Annotated in this window: 14 protein-coding genes; 5 read left to right on the forward strand and 9 right to left on the reverse strand. The window is 59.4% G+C overall.

The genetic code is table 11. The annotated features are described in order from the left end of the window. Positions 1-64 precede the first annotated feature (64 nt). The 5 genes from rapZ to bcor_RS03440 all read right to left on the reverse strand — a co-directional run bounded on the left by rapZ (position 65) and on the right by bcor_RS03440 (position 8,231). Complete coding sequence (gene rapZ, locus bcor_RS03420) at positions 65-985, reverse strand: RNase adapter RapZ (protein ID WP_033497012.1); 921 nt, start codon at positions 983-985, stop codon at positions 65-67. Continuing rightward, positions 982-1,968: a shikimate dehydrogenase family protein gene (locus bcor_RS03425; protein WP_033497010.1), complete on the reverse strand. Its 987-nt coding sequence runs from the start codon at positions 1,966-1,968 to the stop codon at positions 982-984. The genes rapZ and bcor_RS03425 overlap by 4 nt, the downstream gene beginning before the upstream one ends. A 56-nt stretch (positions 1,969-2,024) precedes the next feature. Next, positions 2,025-4,436: an excinuclease ABC subunit UvrC gene (uvrC, locus tag bcor_RS03430; protein WP_033497008.1), complete on the reverse strand. Its 2,412-nt coding sequence runs from the start codon at positions 4,434-4,436 to the stop codon at positions 2,025-2,027. Positions 4,437-4,466: 30 nt separating this feature from the next. Next, entirely contained in the window at positions 4,467-7,427 is a 2,961-nt protein-coding gene (gene uvrA / locus bcor_RS03435) for an excinuclease ABC subunit UvrA (protein WP_081870332.1), read from the reverse strand. A 201-nt stretch (positions 7,428-7,628) separates the two neighbouring features. Next, positions 7,629-8,231 carry a DNA-3-methyladenine glycosylase I gene (locus bcor_RS03440; protein WP_051875646.1) on the reverse strand — a complete coding sequence of 201 codons (603 nt, stop codon included), beginning with the start codon at positions 8,229-8,231 and terminating at the stop codon, positions 7,629-7,631. Between the two features lie 159 nt (positions 8,232-8,390). Here bcor_RS03440 and bcor_RS03445 point away from each other — a divergent pair, with 159 nt between their 5' ends. Continuing rightward, complete coding sequence (locus bcor_RS03445) at positions 8,391-9,530, forward strand: TspO/MBR family protein (RefSeq protein WP_033497006.1); 1,140 nt, start codon at positions 8,391-8,393, stop codon at positions 9,528-9,530. Positions 9,531-9,651: 121 nt separating this feature from the next. After that, positions 9,652-11,253 carry a ribosomal protection-like ABC-F family protein gene (gene abc-f / locus bcor_RS03450; protein ID WP_033497332.1) on the forward strand — a complete coding sequence of 534 codons (1,602 nt, stop codon included), beginning with the start codon at positions 9,652-9,654 and terminating at the stop codon, positions 11,251-11,253. A gap of 65 nt (positions 11,254-11,318) precedes the next feature. Here the strand turns inward: abc-f and bcor_RS03455 are convergent, their stop codons facing one another. Next, positions 11,319-12,008 (reverse strand): MgtC/SapB family protein, encoded by a 690-nt coding sequence (locus bcor_RS03455; RefSeq protein ID WP_033490103.1) that lies wholly within the window; start codon positions 12,006-12,008, stop codon positions 11,319-11,321. A gap of 201 nt (positions 12,009-12,209) precedes the next feature. On the opposite strand from bcor_RS03455, the gene bcor_RS03460 reads away from it, so the two are divergent. From bcor_RS03460 to bcor_RS03470, 3 genes are all read left to right on the forward strand, one after another. Then, entirely contained in the window at positions 12,210-14,126 is a 1,917-nt protein-coding gene (locus bcor_RS03460; protein WP_033497004.1) for a bifunctional ADP-dependent NAD(P)H-hydrate dehydratase/NAD(P)H-hydrate epimerase, read from the forward strand. A gap of 61 nt (positions 14,127-14,187) precedes the next feature. Continuing rightward, the gene (locus bcor_RS03465; RefSeq protein WP_033490105.1) at positions 14,188-14,976 is read left to right on the forward strand and encodes a 2,3-bisphosphoglycerate-dependent phosphoglycerate mutase; all 789 of its coding nucleotides are present in this window, start codon (positions 14,188-14,190) and stop codon (positions 14,974-14,976) included. A gap of 163 nt (positions 14,977-15,139) precedes the next feature. Next, positions 15,140-16,063, forward strand: a complete 924-nt coding sequence (locus bcor_RS03470; protein WP_033497002.1) for a LysR family transcriptional regulator — start codon at positions 15,140-15,142, stop codon at positions 16,061-16,063. A 124-nt stretch (positions 16,064-16,187) separates the two neighbouring features. On the opposite strand, the gene bcor_RS03475 is transcribed toward bcor_RS03470, so the two are convergent. From bcor_RS03475 to bcor_RS03485, 3 genes are all read right to left on the reverse strand, one after another. Beyond that, on the reverse strand, positions 16,188-17,141 hold the full coding sequence (locus bcor_RS03475) for a DsbA family protein (RefSeq protein ID WP_158332626.1): 954 nt from the start codon (positions 17,139-17,141) through the stop codon (positions 16,188-16,190). 104 nt (positions 17,142-17,245) lie between these two features. Beyond that, the gene (gene pyrE, locus bcor_RS03480) at positions 17,246-17,983 is read right to left on the reverse strand and encodes an orotate phosphoribosyltransferase (protein ID WP_420796630.1); all 738 of its coding nucleotides are present in this window, start codon (positions 17,981-17,983) and stop codon (positions 17,246-17,248) included. After that, positions 17,974-18,933, reverse strand: coding sequence for a dihydroorotate dehydrogenase (locus tag bcor_RS03485; protein WP_045921793.1), 960 nt, complete (start codon positions 18,931-18,933; stop codon positions 17,974-17,976). Before bcor_RS03485 ends, pyrE begins: the two co-directional genes overlap by 10 nt. Positions 18,934-18,964 lie beyond the last annotated feature (31 nt).

The following is an 18,964-nucleotide window of genomic DNA, read 5'->3' on the forward strand; positions in this document are numbered from 1 at the left end:
ATTACTGTGATATCGAATAAGTTGGACAAATTCCGCCCTTGGCTATCAGTCCCAAATCGGGGCCTCAGTGGGGTTTATGCGGGAGTTCCCGAGCGGATACGGTGACGTCCATCCCCTTGATTCTCAGACGCCTTGCCAATTCATCGGCCATGGCCACTGAACGGTGCTGACCACCCGTGCAGCCGAAGGCGATGGTGACATAGTGCTTGTCCTCCCGGGCATACCCGTCGACGGCCGTCAGAATTGCCTGCGTGTAGGCTTCGATGAACTCTTCGGCACCCTTGCTGGCGAGGACGTATTCGCGCACCGGCTCATCGTGCCCGTTGAGCTCGCGCAAATCCGGAACCCAGAAGGGGTTGGGGAGGAAGCGGAGGTCGGCGACGAAATCAGCATCAATGGGAATCCCGTATTTGAACCCGAAACTCATGATGTGGATTCCGACTGTTGTGGGACCGGAGCCGAGCATGAGTTCGTAGAGACGGGTCGAGAGATCGTGGACGCTCAAAGCCGAGGTATCAATCACCATATCGGCCCGCTCCTTGAGGTTGTCCAGGAGTTTGCGCTCCTCATGGATGCCGTCGATCAGGCGGCCGGAACCTTGGAGAGGATGGGGACGCCGGACGGATTCGAAGCGCTTGACCAAGACCTGGTCGGATGCATCCAGGAAGAGTATCCGGCACTTGACGCCGAGGTCGTCAAGATGCCCCAGAACGGCCGAGAGGTCGTCGAAGTATGACCGGGACCTTACATCGACCACAGCTGCCAGACGATGCAGGGTACTGCCCGATGAGGTCATCATGTCGACCAGGGGAACCAGAAGACGGGGCGGCATGTTGTCGACGACGTACCAGCCCATGTCCTCCATGGAGTCAGCGGCCCGGGAACGCCCAGCTCCTGACATACCCGTGATGAGCATCACCTCGAAGCCTTGGAAAGGCGGGATGGTCTCGGCCTTGGGTGTGGGCGAGGTCGCGTCGGTGCTCATTGCATCTCCTCCTTCAGCGCTCTGTCCATAGCCTTGACGGGGATGGATTCAAGGGGTTGTCCAGTCATCTGTGCCACCTGCCTGACCGCCTGGTACAGCAGCATCCTGTCGCCACTGATCGCCCTGCCCCCTGTCCGATTCTTCCAGGCCTGGGTGAGCCTGGAGGGACGAGGCTCATAGGCTACGTCCAGAAGAAGGTGGGGTGCCTTTGAAAGACCTGCTGATTGCGGGGAATGACGGTTTGAACGGCTGTCCAATAGGTCAGCCAGGGGATCCGCCGCATGGGCGGGAAGGGCCGAGACCACCAGATCGGCCTGGCAGAGCAGGTCCGAAACACAGTCACTGTCATCCATGCCATGCGGCGCACCAACCGAGATGTTCAATTCCTTGGCCAAGTCAATCAGTCTCCCGGTGGCATCAGGACGACGGGCCACAAGATCGATGTGGACAACGCCCAGGAAGCCCAGGGCACAGAGTGCTGATTCGGCCGTGTTTCCGTTTCCCAAGATCAGCGCTCGCAGCTGTTTGCCTGGCTGAGGGGGCATCGTTCCTGTGCTTACCGACTTGATGATGCCGATGGACTGGTCCGGATCCTTCAGGGAACCCTCGGCCTCCTTGAAGGCGCACACAATCCCCTCGACATCGGTATTGGTCAGGCTGACGGCCGGTCCGCCGCCTTTCCGATTTGCCTGACTCCAAGAAAGAACAGCTGTATTGGAGACCCCGAGAACACCGGACCAATGGTCCGCGGCAGTTCCCATCTGATTGATGGCCTTCTTCAGTGGCATGGTCAGGCTCAGACCTGCCCAGGTGGGGTCGAGTGACTCCCAAAAGGTGGGGAGGCTTCCATGGCCGACACGGATACGATCGTATCGCCAACCTTCCAGGCCCAGTGCCCTATAGGCCGCCCGATGAAGGACGGGTGAGAGGGAGTGGTCGATGGGATCGCCCAACACTGCACAGCGTTTCACGGTCTGATCCATCCCCGCTCCTTATCTGGTTCGCTTGATCGGTGCCATCGCTTCCACCTTGAGCCAGTCTACCCGGTGATGGTTTCCTGGCCTTGCTTGGAGTCCGCTTCCGGAGCAGGTCGCCCCTCCCCCTGGTGAAGGGCTTCATAGATCGATTCGGCCTTGGCCTGGCCTATGCCTTTGACGCCTTCCAGCTCCTGAAGATTTGCCTCCTTCATCTTCTTGACGGAGCCGAAATGGTTGAGCAGTCGCTTCTGGTACGCCTTTCCGATGCCTGGGATATCATCCAGCGCGGAGCGCAAAGCACCCTTTCGTCTGGCCTGACGGTGATAGGTGATGGCGAATCGATGGGATTCGTCACGCACTCGTTGAAGAAGGTACATTCCCTCAGACTGACGTTTGAGGATGATCGGGTAGTCGTCATCCGGCACCCAAACCTCTTCAAGACGCTTGGCCAGACCGCAAAGAGCCACATCGTCGACACCGCAATCATGCAGGGCCTTTGCCGCCGCCAAAACCTGAGGTTTGCCTCCATCAACGACAATCAGGTTGGGCTTGTAGGCAAAGTGATGCGCCGAGGCGTTCTGCTGGACGATGGCCTCCTCGGTTCCCGTGTCGCTGCCCAGATCATCCTTCCGGTCGGCTCCCTCCCCCTTCAGATTCGCCTGGTTGACTTTCCGCTCGGCTTCCATGCTTTCCCCACTGTCGCCGGCTATGTTCCCATGGCGGAATCGGCGGGTAAGTGTCTCGTAGACGGCGCTCACATCATCCACGGCCCCCTTCCCGTCCTTTCCCCGAATGGAGAAGCGGCGATACTCGGATTTCTTTGGGATGCCATCCTCGAAAACAACCATCGAGGCCACCTGGAATTGGCCTCCAACCGTGTTGGAGATGTCGTAGCACTCGATCCGCAGGGGCGCCTTATCCAGGCCCAGGGCCCTGGCAACGTCGTTCATGGCTTCCGTTCGGGTGCCGATGTCGCTCATACGGCTCATCTTGCTACGTTGGAGGGCCTGGTGGGCATTGGCATTGGCCCGGTCCATCAGAGACTTCTTCTCGCCCCTGCTGGCAACTCGTATCCTGACCGAGGACCCACGAAGTCCCCGCAACCACTCTTCAAGGGATTCCGTGCGGGAAGGCTGGATGGGGACCACAACCTCCGGGGGAATAGGTGAGATGGGGGCAAGGAGGTCGGCCCTCCCGGTCTGTTCCTGATAGGTGTTCCTTTTCTTCGTGGCGCGGGCCCTATCCTCGGCATCCAAGGCGGTAACCCGCTGGGTCGATCCCATGGCATCCCTGGCCTGACTGATGGAAACGCCTGAATCTTCATCGGCTGGTGTCTCCAAAGCCATCTCATTGTGGGGCGCGGTCCTGGATAGCTCGCTGTTGGTCTCGTTCATCAGGTCCGAATAGACCTGGACGATAAGATCGCCAATCAGGTCCTCGTCGGAGACATCCTCAACCCGTTCCACGCTCCAGTTACGCTCACCTCGAATGGCACCCGCCCGAACGAAGAAGGCATGGACCGAAGCTTCGAGTTCATCCGATTCGACGCCGAAGACGTCAACATCCACATTGGAGCCGAAGGCCACGGCGTTCTGCTCAATGACCGTATCCAGCATGGCTATCTGGTCCCGCAGGCGGGCGGCCTTCTCGAAGTCAAGGTCATCGCTGGCCGCCTTCATCTGCCGCGTTAGGTTTGCGCGATAGGGCTTACCCAGGCGACCTGTAATCACCCCGGTCAGTTCGGCGCAGAGTTTGCGATGCTCCTTTGGGCTGATCCTGCCCACACATGGGGCCGAGCACTTGCCGATCGATGCCAGAAGGCAGGGACGACCACTGAGTTGAGCCTTGCGAAAGACACCGGACGTGCAGGTGCGGACCGGGTAGGTCTTGAGGAGGCCATCAAGTGTATGACGGATGTCCCAGACCTTGGCGTACGGGCCGAAATATCTGGTGTCACGCCGTTTTCTGACGCGGGTCATCCAGACTCGGGGGATCTCCTCGCCGACCGATACGGCCAAATAGGGGTATGTCTTGTCGTCACGGAAAACGACGTTGAATCTGGGGTCGAATTCCTTGATCCAGGTGTATTCGAGCGTCAGGGATTCCAACTCGGTGGCCACCACGGTCCATTCCAGACTTCTGGCCGTCAGAACCATGGACTGTGTGCGTGGATGGAGATTGGCGAGTGGTTGGAAGTAGTTGGTCAGCCGGTTGCGCAGGTTCTTGGCCTTGCCAACGTAGATGACTCTGCCTTCCTCATCCCTCCACTTGTAGACGCCGGGCTGGGTGGGTATGTCTGAGGTCTTCGGGCGGAAACCGTCACGCGTATCGCCGAGGAGGGGGGCGCCGTTCTTGTTCAATCCCGAGGGCCCCTCCTCCCCTGCGAAGGAACCGGTACGGGATTCGGCTTCGAGCGCACGAGCGGTCTGCCGCCAGACCTGTTGGGTGTGGCGCTCGAAGCAGCTACGCGTCATGGTTACCTCCTTTTCGGCACGGCTTGGGTTCTATTTGGTTGATTTTGGTTTGGTCTTCCCGGCTCCCTTGGATGTCTTGGAGGTTTGTGCGACCTTGCCGGCATCCAGCATGGGCTTAAGATACCGCCCGGTCCAGCTGTCCGGGTTTGCCGCCACCTCTTCGGGAGTCCCCTGCGCAACGACCGTACCTCCCCCGTCGCCGCCTTCAGGCCCGAGATCGATGATCCAGTCAGCGGTTTTGATCACATCAAGGTTGTGCTCGATGACGATGACCGAGTTGCCCTTATCCACCAGGCCGTGCAGAACCCTGAGCAGCTTGCTCACGTCTTCGAAGTGAAGGCCCGTCGTGGGCTCATCCAGGATGTAGACCGTTTTCCCGTCAGACCGCTTCTGGAGCTCGGTGGCAAGTTTGACCCTCTGGGATTCACCACCGGAAAGGGTGGGTGCGGGCTGTCCAAGACGGATGTACCCAAGCCCGACCTCGACCAGGGTGTTCAGGTAACGCGCGATGGAGGTGTAGGGCTGGAAGAACCGGGCCGCCTCCTCGATGGGCATATCAAGCACATCCGAGACGTTCTTTCCGTTGTAGGTCACCTCCAGCGTCTCACGGTTGTACCGCTTTCCGTGACATGTCTCGCACTGGACATAGACATCCGGAAGGAAGTTCATCTCTATCTTGATGGTCCCATCTCCGTGGCATGTCTCGCAACGACCACCCTTGACATTGAAGGAGAACCGACCGGGTCCGTAGCCACGCACCTTGGCTTCCGGTGTTTGGGCGAAGAGCTGACGTATCTTGTCCCAGACTCCGGTATACGTGGCCGGGTTGGACCGCGGGGTTCGTCCTATTGGGTTCTGGTCCACGTGGATGACCTTACGCAGCTGATCCACACCCTCTACCCTGGTGTGCTTGCCCGGGACGATCCGGGCGTTGTTGAGCTTATCTGCCAGGACCGGGTAGAGGATCGAATTGACCAGGGTGGACTTGCCCGAACCTGATACACCGGTGACCACGGTCATGACGCTCAGAGGGAAGGACACCTTCAGATCCTTCAGGTTGTTCTCACGGGCACCGACCACAGTCAGTTGCTTTGTCTTGCGAATCCTGCGACGCGCCTTGGGCACCTCGATACGTCTGCGCCCGGCGATGTAGTCGCCGGTGACCGACCGGGTGGCCTTGGTCAGGTCCCCGGATCGGCCCGAGAAGATGACCTCGCCCCCATGCTCGCCGGCGCCTGGACCGATATCGACCAGCCAGTCGGCCTGGCGGATCGTGTCCTCATCGTGTTCGACCACAATCAGGGTGTTGCCCAGGTCGCGTAAACGCTGAAGTGTGCTGATGAGTCGGTCGTTGTCGCGCTGGTGAAGGCCGATCGACGGCTCGTCCAGGACGTACATGACCCCGACCAGGCCGGAACCGATCTGGGTGGCCAGGCGGATACGCTGTGCCTCTCCTCCGGATAGGGTTGCGGCAGCTCGCGACATGGTCAGGTAGTTCAGACCCACGTCGCTCAGGAAACGCAACCGCGCCTTGATTTCCTTGAGGACTTCCCCGGCGATCTTGGCCATGGCACCCTCCAGATGCAGGCCGTTGACCCAGGCCAGGCTCTTTGCTATGGGCATGTCACAGACTCCAGCGATTGAGAGCCCGTCGACGGTCACAGCGAGGACTTCCGGCTTGAGACGCTTGCCATGGCAAACCTGGCAGGGCACCTCACGCATGTAGGACTCGTAGAACTGTTTCATCGGTTCCGATTCCGTTTCGTCATGACGACGCATGAGGGTACGCACCACACCCTCGAAACCGGTGGAGTATTCGCGCAGGCGGCCCCAGCGGTTCCTGTAGGAGACGTTGACCTTGAAATCATGTCCGTACATGACCGCGTGACGAACCTCCTCGGAAAGGTCCTTCCACGGTGTCTTCATGGAGAAGCCCATCTCCTTGGCAAGGGCTTCCAGGAGGTGCCCGTAGAACTGCTGCTGGGTCTTGGTCCCGTTCCAGGGCTCGATCGCCCCATCCTTGAGGCTCTTGTCCGGATCCGGTACGACAAGCTCAGGGTCGATTTCCAGGCTGAAACCCAGACCTGTGCAGGCCGGGCAGGCACCATAGGGGGCATTGAAGGAGAAGGTGCGGGGCTCGATCTCATCCAGCTCCAGCTCATGTCCGTTGGGGCAGGAACGTTTCTCGGAAAATGGCTGACGTCGGCCAGGGTCCTTCTCGTCAAGATCCACGAAGTCGACAACAATGGTTCCCTTGGCAAGGCGGAGGGCCGTTTCCACGGAGTCGGTCAGGCGCTGTCGGGCCGCAGGCTTGATGACCAGGCGGTCAACCACCACCTCTATGGTGTGCTTCTTCTGTTTGGCCAGTTTGATTTTCTCGGAAAGTTGGCGCATCTCGCCGTCGATGATTGCCCGGGAGTACCCATCCGAACGCAGCAGTTCCAGTGTCTCGACGAATTCGCCCTTGCGGCCCTTGGCAATGGGGGCCAGAATCTGGAAGCGCGTTCCTTCCGGCTTGCCCAGGAGGTTGTCAACAATCTGTTGCGGGGATTGCGCCCGTACCTCCTCACCGCAGACCGGGCAGTGCGGGATGCCCGTACGGGCGAAGAGGAGCCGCAGGTAGTCATAGATCTCGGTAATGGTTCCAACCGTCGAGCGGGGATTGCGATTGGTGGTCTTCTGGTCGATGGAAACCGCTGGGCTCAGTCCCTCGATGAAGTCAACGTCGGGCTTGTCCATCTGCCCTAGGAACTGGCGGGCGTATGAGGACAGGGACTCCACGTACCTGCGCTGCCCCTCGGCGAAGAGGGTGTCGAAGGCCAGGGAGGACTTGCCCGATCCTGACAGGCCGGTGAAAACCACCATTCTGTTCCGGGGTACGGTCAGGTTGACGTTTTTGAGGTTGTGTGCGCGAGCGCCTTGAATGACGATCTTGCGGTCGTTGGGAACCTGGGAGAGATCCGCCACCAATGATCCGTTGGATTCGATCATCTTCGGCTGTTCGATTGCCGGTTCGACCGCTGTTCTTGCCTGCTGTTTCTGATTCACTTGATCCCGTCCGCTTCCCTAGCTGGCTGATACCGTAAGTGTGCTCATGATACCGCCGGGAGAGGATTGTTCGAACAAGTGTTCGATGATGGCGAAGACTCTTTCGCGCGAACGGCCTTGACTTCTACTTAGGACTGAGCTATGTCACTCCTGGAACGCGTTCAAGTAGCACCCATGCATGTGATCGTTGACGATTCCTACGGACTGAATGAAGGACTGCGCCGTAACGGGTCCAACGAATTTGAGTCCGATCCCTTTCATATCCGTACTGACAATCTCGGCCAGGTGGTCATACCGGGGTGTTGTGAGAATGGTCAGGTAATCATGATTGATGGTCTTGCCGCCGGTGAATGACCAGCAGTATCGGTCAAACTCCTCTCCGGGGAACATGTCCGCAATCACGCGGGCATTGTTTATGGTTGCCTTGATCTTGGCGAGGTTTCTGATGATGTCGGTATTCTGAACCAACCGGTCCACGTCAGCCTGGTCATATCCGGCGACGGTCTGTATATCGAAATTCGCAAACGCCTTGCGAAGGGCCTCCCTCCGGCGTAGAACAAGCTGCCAACTCAACCCGGACTGGAATATCTCGAGGCTGAGCATCTCAAAGAGGGCCTGGGAGCCGTGCTTGGGCACCCCCCACTCCTCATCGTGGTAGGTGCGCTCCAGGGGGTCACTTTGTGCCCAGTCACATCGCTTCTGGGGTGTTGCCTGTGCTGTTTGGTCTACTCCAAGCGTCTCAATCATGATGTTCTCCCTGATCGTGGCGGAAAGGACTCCGGCAGGTTCAATACAGCCTCGGAGCCATTTACCAGCATACAGTAGGGGTATATAGGCGGAATGGTCCGCAGCCGGGGAGGACCCGGGCGGATTGCAAGCGGGCCGGACCGGAGAGGAGCAGGCAGAATGAGCGACAAGGGCAGGACCGGAAACGGGGAACGAATCTCCGATAATCCCCGCCGACTGTGGTCGGAAGACGATGAGGACCCCAGAGAAAAAGCCAGGCGGACTTCTGCGGCCATACATGAGCGTGACAGCGGGGAAGAGCGGACTCGAGCGGGAGAACGAACAGAGACAAAGAACGAATCGAAGTCCGACGGCACTAAGGCTGGGCAATTCAGGCCTCAACACCAGTCGGAGGAATCCTCCGAGGGGAGGAACCGCAGCCTGTCTCAGGACAGGGATGGCGAAAGCCAACCAGGCGCGTCATCCAAAGACGATGCCGGCAACAAGACCCAGGCAGGTGATGAGCAAAAAGAGAGCGGCCCCTGGAAGCTCTTCGAGGATGTCCTCCTTTGGGCGGCATGGCTCATCATGGTCGCTTTCAACGGCTACGCCGAGGTCTTCAAATTCAACGGAACAACGACCGGGCTGATCGCCAAGAAGGTGAACGTCTGGATCATGCCAGCTGGATACGTCTTCGCTATCTGGGGAGTCATCTACATCGCACTGGCCGTATGGCTGGTCAGGTTCAGTCTCGCAGGGCCGAGCAGGAAGAAGTTCGGGTTCCTTCCATTTACGCTGAGTGGCTTGGTCTTCGTGGTCACATGCTGCCTGAACGTCGCCTGGTTGATCTTCTGGCACCGGCAGCAAACACTGGTTTCCCTGATCATCATCGCAGTGCTGACCCTCCTGGTGTGGATGCTCTATGCCCTGGTGAGACGTGACGCAACCAAAGAGGGCACCCCAAAGGTGGCCAAGGTTCTGGACTGGGCTCCCCTATCCCTGTATGCATCCTGGCTGAGCGTGGCCACCCTGGTCAACGCTGCCTACGCCATCCTTGATTCAGGATCCAGGGTCTCCGACCTCATTCAAGGATTCACCACGGTGATAGTCGTCGGTCTGCTGCTGGCTCTTGCCTTCCTCATGATGCAGAAACTGAGCGATTGGGTGTTCGGACTGGTCATCGTCTGGGCCTGCCTCGGCATTGGAATCAGGATATTCTCGACCGTGACCGTGCTCGGAGTTCTGGTCTTGGCCATGACCGCCGTCGGTGCGCTGATCATCTACTTCCCCTGGAACCGGTTCAAACTGACCAGGCGTTGACCCCTGAGCCGATTCGCCCGACCCAAGGGACAGGTACTTGCTACCATGGTCCCTTGGGTCGGACCTTGTCAACCGGCCTTCATTCGATTGCAACCATCACGAAAGCGGGGTCGGGCACGGCATGGCTATAGAGGCACAGGGACTTGAAATCCGCATTGGGGCCCGACTCCTCTTGCAAGCCACCGACTTCCATATCAGCAAGGGCGACAGGATTGGTCTGGTCGGGCGCAACGGTGCAGGCAAGACCACTCTGACCCGGGTCATCACGGGCGATATGCTCCCGTCGGCCGGCAAGGTCAGGATCAGCGGACACTTGGGGTACCTGCCCCAGTCCACTCACACGGGCGACCCGGAGCAGAGCGCCCTGGACAGGGTCATGAGCGTCCGCGACATCGCTTCCACCATCAGCAGGATGCGAAAAGCCGAAATAGATATGACCAACCCTGACCCGAAAATCATGGAAAAGGCCATGAAGCGGTATGACAGGGCCCAGCAGGACTTTGAGAATGCCGGCGGGTATGCAGCACAATCCCAGGCCATCGTCATGGGCGAGAGCCTGGGTCTCAGTCAGGATACCCTCAGACAACCGCTGGGAACCCTCTCCGGAGGCCAGCGTCGCCGTATCGAATTAGCGAGAATCCTCTATTCGGATGCAGACACCTTGATTCTGGACGAGCCGACCAACCACCTGGATGCCGATTCCATCGAATGGCTCAAGGAATATCTGCGCAAGTTCGAGGGTGGCTTCCTGGTCATATCCCACTCCACCGAACTTCTGGACGAGACGGTGAACCGCGTCTGGCACCTGGATGCCCAGCAGGCCAGCATCGACATGTACTCCATGGGGTGGAAAGCCTATCTGAAGCAGCGCGTTGTGGATGAGGAACGCCGTCGCCGTGAGCGGGAGGTGGCCGAGAAGAAGGCCGAGCGGCTCATGAAGCAGGGCATCCGTCTGCACGCCAAGGCAACCAAGGCGGTGGCCGCTCAGAACATGATGAAGCGTGCCCAGCGACTGCTGGATTCCACCCAGGAGGCGGAGCGTGCGGAGAAGGTAGCCGATCTGCGTTTCCCGGAGCCGGCCCCCTGCGGCAAAACCCCCATCATGGCCGAGGAGCTCTCCAAGGCATATGGGTCCAACATCGTCTTCGCCGGCATCAACCTGGCCATCGACAAGGGGTCCCGCGTGGTCATCCTTGGCTACAACGGAGCGGGCAAGACCACGACGCTTCGACTCATGGCCGGTGTCGAACAGCCTGATACAGGCCGGGTTGTTCTGGGGCACGGTGCCAAGATAGGATACTTCGCCCAGGAGCATGACACCTTGGATGAGTCCGTGTCTGTCCTGGAGAACCTCCAGCATGTGGCTCCGGATCTGGACGACACCCAGGCAAGAACGATCCTGGGGTCCTTCCTCTTTTCCGGGGAGGATGCCATGAAGCCCACCAAGGTTCTGTCCGGCGGAGAAAAGACACGTTTGGCTCTGGCCACACTGGTGACCAGCAGGGCCAATGTGCTCCTTCTCGATGAGCCCACCAACAACCTGGACCCCGCCTCCAGGGATGAGATCCTCAAGGCCATCGCCAAGTATGAGGGCGCCATCGTCCTGGTCACCCACGATGAGGGAGCCGTCAAGGCCCTGAACCCGGAGCGGGTTCTGCTGATGCCGGATGGTGATGAGGACCTATGGAATGACGGGTACCTGGACCTGGTTGCCGAAGAGTAGTCGACTCCCCCATCATCCTTGGCTCACATGATGCAGCCCTCTCAATAAGGTTGGGGGGAAACCCGTCAGTCGTCCTCTCCCAGAACCTGCACGGCCTTGACGCCGACGGTTTGGCCTATGGACTCGACCAGCTCCGAGACATCCCCCTTGCCAAGGAGGTTGACGGTCACCTCAGCCCCGAACCAATCATCATGAGAGACCTCGTGGGTGGTCAGTACTCGTGATTCGAACCCCATCCGGGTGGATAGGAGCAAGGACTCACGTAGGGAACCCCGTCCGTTTTCATAGGTGATTCGCAGGACCGTGTTCTGCCTGTTACGCAACAACCACTTCAGGACCGGAGCCACGACCAGGACCGCGAAGAAATAGAAGGCCACGGTGAGGATGGCCAGGGAGAACAGTTGCACCCCGCAGGCCATACCCACTGCGGAGGCCACCCAAATGGCGCTGGCTGTGGTCAGACCCCGCACCGAGTCGTGGTTGAAGAAGATGACCCCCGCACCTATGAAGCCGATACCGGATGCCACCGAGGCGGCAATCCTGGAGGCGTCCCAGGAATAGCTCCCGCTTGCGGCCTGGATGCCGTAGATGGAGACCATGGTGAAGAGGCAGCTGCCCATGCCTACAAGGATGTGGGTGCGGATGCCGGCATCATGCTTGAGGAATTCACGCTCAAAGCCGATCAGGCCACAAAGGAGAAGGGTCATGACCAGAGCCATGACTTGTCCGGTATCGGGCATGGTGAATCCTTGCATCGCATCACTCCTTCGGAACGGACCAACGATGTGCCCGACCATAGTTTCCCTGCCTGACAAGACCGGACCCATATAGGGATACCCTCGGCGAAACACCGGCCATACCGGACCAGGAAAATTGATGACGGATGAGGCAATCGGATAGAGTGGGGAACCAAGGGCGTCCACCTGAGAGACACCGGAGCAGTGAGGAGAGCAGGCATGAAGCCGTCGCTTGAAGACAAAAACCGGACGTATGGGGACCTGACCACCAAAGCCTACAGCGCTGATACGATCAGATCCCTGGAGGAACCCTTCCTGGAAGAAGGGGTGCCCTTGATGAGGATGGCCGCCGACTCCCTGACCACAGTGGCCCGGCTCATGATGAGTGAGGCGAAGATCGATCCTGATACCGCCCGGATAGTCCTTCTTGCGGGAGCCGGAAACAACGGGGGTGACGGACTGCTGGCATCGGCCGATTTGGCTAGGCGTGGAGCCGATGTGACCGTGATTGCCACCGGTCGCAGCCTCGATCGTGAAGGAGCGAGCGCACTTCTCAGGGCAGGTGGGGTTGTCATGGCCTTGGACCCCCTGGCAACCATTCCGGACTGCGACATACCTGAGGGGGCCAGTCAGGCCGCGGACGCACTTGCAGAAGCCGTTGAGCTATGCCAGGATGCCGACCTGGTGATTGATGCCATGGCCGGCATCGGGCTCAGGGGTGCACTACGCGGGATTCCAGCCGCCCTGGCCATCGAAATCGGAGAAGACGGAAGACTTCCCCATCGTCTCGTTCCTTCCGCCACATCGGACAGGCGGACCCCACTTGTTTTGGCGGTCGATGCCCCTTCCGGTGTCGATATTGACGGGGGCACCCTGCCAGGGGCTTACATCCCCGCCGATGTGACCGTCACCATGGGCGCCCTGAAGCCATGCCTGATGCTCCCCCCTGCCGCATACATCTGCGGGCGCCTCGTTCTGGTGGATTTCGGGTTCAATACCTCGGCCCTGGCGCCGACCGTCGAGTGTATGACCAGCGGTACCTGTGCAAGCCTTCTCAGGGTTCCCCGGATCGATGACACCAAATACAGTCGTGGAGTGGTGGGCCTCGTCACGGGTTCGGACCAGTACCACGGTGCAGCCCTCCTCTCCTCCACTGCAGCCGCCAATGCAAATGTGGGGATGATTCGTTACCATGGGCCCGACAGCGTTGGTCGGCTCATCCTCTCCTCCATACCAGAGGCCGTGCTGGGTACCGGACCGGTGGAATCCTGGGTTCTGGGCTCAGGTGTACCGACTCAGGCGGCTCTGAACCAGATGGACGATGCCCCGGATTCGAACGGAGACGGGCAACGGGATTTGATCTCCTCCCTGCTGAACAGGCAGGCGCAGGATGAGGAGGAGGGCCATACGGGTACTGATCCGGCCATGGTCATCGACGCAGGTGCACTGGATCTCCTGCCCGACAGAATCGGCCCCTTGGGCATACTGACCCCCCACGCAGGAGAGATGGCATCCCTCCTCGGCGCCCGTGGCGAAAGCGTCGAATCTGAGGATGTCCTTGCTGCACCGGTCCAATGGGCCATCCGCACCTGGGAACTGACCGGTGCCACAGTCCTGCTCAAATGGGCGGTGACAGTGGTTGTCGGCGATGACGGGACCGGCCAGCCACGGGTCATGACCACCGGGTTCGGTCCGGCCTGGCTCTCGACCGCGGGCTCTGGCGATGTCCTGGCAGGAACCATCGGTGCCCTTCTGGCTCAGAATGCAGACCTTATTGAGGACGAGCCGGAAGCCGTAGTCGATCTCGTTGCAGCCGGAACCTACCTGCATGGGCTGGCCGGGGCCTTGGCTTCGGAATCCGGGCAAGCCGGTTGGGAGGCACCTCTGGTCTTCCAGCCAAGGCGTCCCCAGGCTTTCATCGAACAAATCCAGGAAGAATCCAACGAGGGAAGCAGCCACGCCCACGGTCCTTTGGGTCACCCGATCCGTGCCTCGGAAATCGCCGAACATCTTCCCCAGGCTGTCGGCACGCTCCTGAGCGGGCATACCGCCCTGGATTCAGGATCGAACAGGGGTGACAACGACCAGGACAGGGAGTCCTCCCTCTTTTTCGAGCACAGCTCGCTCTGGTTCTGAGAACCGACGCACGGGAGTACGGGGCTTGGGTGGCAAGCCCGCCAAGGAAAGGAACGGGTCCATGCACGCTGAGTTGATAGTGATGCGTCACGGAGAAAGCACCTGGACCCAGAAATCCGTCAACCGGTTCGCCGGTTGGGTCAATGTTCCACTGACGACCCGAGGTAGAGATCAGGCTGTGCAGGCGGGCAGACTCCTCAGTCAGGCCGGTCTCGCTCCCGATATGGTCTTCACGTCGCTCCTGTCCAGGGCCATTCTGACCTCTGATATAGTCCTGGATCTGACCGACCGCAGCTGGATACCCGTGGAGAGGACCTGGCGACTGAATGAGCGCCATTATGGGGCTTTCCAGGGTGAGACGCGACCGGCGATGCTGAAACGCTACGGCCAGGACCGTTTCAATGCCTACCGGCGCTCGTTTGATGTGCGGCCTCCTGACATCGACCCGGCTTCCCCTTACTTTCAGGAAGACGACCCGCGGTATGCTCCTGCCATGCAGGACCATCTGGACTCGCTCGTCCCGGCCGAAATCAGAGCCGAGTCTTTGAAGGACCTCCTGGCGCGGTTGCAACCATACTGGCAGGCACGAATCGCCCCGGTACTGAAAGAGGGACTCACAATTCTGATGGTCACCCATGGGTCGGTTGTCCGGGCCCTGATCAAGGTCCTGGAAGGTATCGGGGACAAGGACATAGCTTCCATCAATGTACCTACAGGAGTACCCATGGTCTACGGGTTCACAACCGATGTCCACGGCAATCTCTGCGTGGAAGGAAGGGGACGGTACCTGGACCAGCAGGCGGCAACGCGGGGTATGGAGGAGATAGCCGCACTCGGAAGGCACCTCTAGGCGAGACCGGTTACGGTTTTAACTTCCCCCGCCAGGGGCGCAACCCCACTCCACTTCCCCGGAAACCAGTCCGGCTGAACCGACCATCGCCTGTCTAGCTTGGCGTACCACGATGAAAGAAGGGTGGGCGTGAGCTGTAACGGGGCTGGTATAGATTGAAACCATGACACTGCTCCAGCTGCGATATATCGTGAAGATCGTCGAGTGCGGATCCATGAATGAGGCTTCGCATGAGCTGTATATCTCCCAGCCGGCCCTGAGTTCCTCGGTCAAGGAGCTGGAGAACGAATTGGGGATCGAGATATTCACCCGCCACTCCCAGGGAATCGCCCTGACCGTCGATGGTGCCGAATTTCTGACCTATGCCCGACAGATCCTGGACCAGACCGATCTTCTGGAGTCCCGCTACAAGCAGGTAACACCCCGCAAGCAGCTTTGCAGGGTCTCCACCCAGCATTACATATTTGCAGTCGAGGCCTTTGTGGAGATGATCAACTCAATCGACTCCGAAGAGTATGAGTTCACCATCAGGGAGACGAGAACCAGGGATATCATAGACCAGGTTTCGACCCTGCAATCCGAAATCGGCATCATCTACCAATCAGGCTTCAACCAACAGGTACTTTCCAAGATGCTGCGCGAGAAACACCTGGACTTCCACCCTCTTTTCAGAGCCGACCTGCATGTCTTCCTCGCCAGGACGAATCCACTCGCCAGCCGCAAGATCCTAACCATGAAAGACCTGGAACCCTACCCCTTCCTGCAATATGAGCAAGGCGACGAGGGTTCCTTCTATTTTGCAGAAGAGGCGGTTTGGCCCAGCTACTCCTCCAAGCAGATCACCGTAACCGACCGTGCCACGATGCTGAACTTCATCGTGGGACTCAACGCCTACACGGTCTGCACCGGTATCGACAATGAGGACCTGAACAATGAGAAGATCGTCAGTGTCCCCCTGCAGTCTGACGAATCCATGCTTCTGGGTTGGATAGTCAACAGCAGGACCAAGATATCCCATGCCGCAGAGCTCTACCTCGACAAGCTGAAGGAAGTGCTCTCCAATCATGGCTACTCCCTCATCGAGTAGGGGCACCCCCCTCCCAGTGGCAGAGACCATATCCTGAGCTGACGGGTATGCAAATCGAAGGGGCGTCCCATTTGAGGACGCCCCTTCGATTTGTCAACGATTCAGTAGCGATGGAGGACACTGTTCAGAACGGCAGTGCTTTTCCCGTGGAACCTATGGAGGGCATGACACCCTGCATACCCACCTTGTCGTCATCAATCCCCAGGGATTTCAGCAGGGCCTTGTCGAGGTGCTGTAGGCCGCCGGAAGCCTTGCCTGCACCACTGATGTCCCAGAGACGGCCGTTGATCATGATGGTGGGTGTGGTGAATTCACCCTTGGCATCCTCGACGTCCGTGCGTGTGATGGTGTAATCGTTCACCTTCTGGACCCAGTCCTGGTAACGGCCTTCGGCAAACTGTGCGGCCACGGATTCGGGAACCCCCACCTTGACAGCCTGATTGGCAAGATCCTGGTCCGAGACCGGCTGGTAGTCCTCCTCGTCAGGCTGGAAGCCCTCTTCGAAGACGGCGGCCTCAAAATCGAGGAAATGATCGGGATCCTGCTCGGCCACCGTGGCCAAGGCATTCCCAACCCGCGTTGAGTACTGGTCACTGGAGACCTTATCCAGGAAGTTGAGGAAGGTGTAGGTGACAGTGACCTGACCTGCCTTGACCATCTTCTCCAGCTCGGGGTCGATGACGCGTCCCACCTTGCCGCACCAGGGGCACATCGGGTCGACGAAGACATGGACTGATGGAGCATTGGGTACCTTGGTGTTGATTCCTCCGGCCGCTATGGTCAGTCCACCCTCTTTATCTGCAACAGATGGTTTGGCCTTGACCTCTTGGAGCTCCTTATAGGCCGTCTTGCTTCCGGTCGGCCCCTTGGCGACGGTCTCCCCGGATACCGATGCCTGCGCATCCCTGTCAGCCTGGTCCTTGCCATGCCAGACATAGAGTCCGGCTGCAAGGATGACCAGGACCAGAACAAGGGCCACTGCTGAGATGATGATGCCACGGCGTCGCCCGGGGGGTACGGTCTCCTGCTGCCCTGGCTGTCCGTTCTGATCTGGTGTGCTCTGCTCTGTAGGGTTCATGTCCATGAGGTCCTTCTTGACGGGCCGGGACCACGCCCTGCGCGGTCAACCTGCACAGACCGCTGGTCGGCGGCCTGCATCGACTTGCTCCAATCTACACCAAATCAGGCTCCGTAGCGGTTCAGATAGTCCTTCGCGTCCGAAGCCACCTGGTCGGTCAGGAAAGGCCTGCCCTGGTTGTCCTTCATGGCGTTCGCAGCCTGGAAAATCTGCTGCACATTGACAATGCTGAGCACGGGGAAGTGGAACTCCTCCATGATGGCCTCCACCGCTGAGCCCTTGCCCTGACCCGTTTTCTCCATCCGGTCCACCGAGAGGACCAGACCGACGATCTCCACTTTCGCCTGATCGAGTATCTTCGGCACCGCCTGACGGACTGCGGTCCCTGCAGTCATGACATCGTCGACCAGAAGAACCCTCATACCATCTTCGAGTTGGGTTCCCACCATGAGGCCGCCATCGCCATGGTCCTTGACCTCTTTCCGGTCGAACGTGTAGCCCAGGTGCATATCATGGGCGCCTCCAAGTGCGATGGCCGTCGAGACGGCCAGGGGAATCCCCTTATAGGCAGGCCCGAAGACCGTGTCGATATCGGCCGGGAGCGTTCCCGCCTTGACGGCATTGACTATGGTCCTTGCGTAGAACTCCCCCAGCAGGGCTATCTTTGGACCGTCATTGAAAGCACCGGCATTGATGAAGTAGGGAGAGCGCCTGCCTGACTTCAGCGTGAAGTCCCCGAACTTCAGCGCGCCACTTTCCAGGAGGAAGCGGGTGAAGCCTTGCTGAAGACCCTCCGTCTGTTCCGCAGGTATCTCGGTTGAGTCGATCCTGTTCATTTCCATGTCTTTCCTTTCGAGAGCAGATCAGCAAGTTCGGGTCGTGAGTCCAGGAGGTCGTCCAGTTCCCTGGCCACCCTGACGGGGGCGACCGGATCCAGGAGGGCGGCGGCGCCTACCTCAACGGCATTGGCACCCGCGTACAGAAACTCAAGGGCCTTCTCCCCTGAATCAATACCTCCTATGCCGATAATCGGAATATCGGGCAGGGCCTTGCGAACCCTCCAAACGAAACCGAGGGCTATGGGGAAGACGCAGGGGCCTGACACTCCCCCGGTCTCCTGGGCCAGGATGGGTTCACCTGTATCAATGTCGATACGCATGCCGACCAGGGTGTTGATCAGGCTCAGGGCATCTGCCCCACCCTCCACGCTGGCCTGGGCCACAGCCACGATGTCGGTGACATTCGGGGACAGTTTGACCACCATCGGCTTGTCGGTCATGGTGCGTAGGCGATGAATGAGCCGGTTCAGAGCTTCGGGATCGGTTCCCACAGACATGCCCCCATGGGAGACATTGGGGCAAGAGACGTTGATTTCCAACATGTCAGCAGGGGAATCCGCAAGGCGCTCCACCACCTGGGCATAATCATCATCACTGTGACCTGCCACGTTGGTGACCACCGTGGCCCCCAAGGCCTTGAGTCTGGGAAGCTCGTCGACCAGGTAGCGGTCCACGCCAGGATTCTGCAGTCCTACGGAGTTCACCATTCCAGCTGGGGTCTCCGCCGTCCTTGGAGAGGGGTTGCCCTCCCAGGGGACGGGCGAGACACCCTTGGTGCCGATGGCTCCCATGTCCGCCACATCATAGTAGTCCTGGCAGGCATCCAGATTGAAGGTGCCGGAGGCGGTGCCCACCGGATTCTTCCATGGCACACCTGCCACGACCGTGCCATGCTTCCAACGGTGAGGTTCCAGGGGGTCCATACCGGGGGTGATATCCCGGCCAGCAGACATCGCCTTATCTTCCTGCATGATACTTCCGTCA

It is taken from the genome of Bifidobacterium coryneforme, assembly GCF_000737865.1.
Lineage (GTDB): Bacteria > Actinomycetota > Actinomycetes > Actinomycetales > Bifidobacteriaceae > Bombiscardovia > Bombiscardovia coryneformis.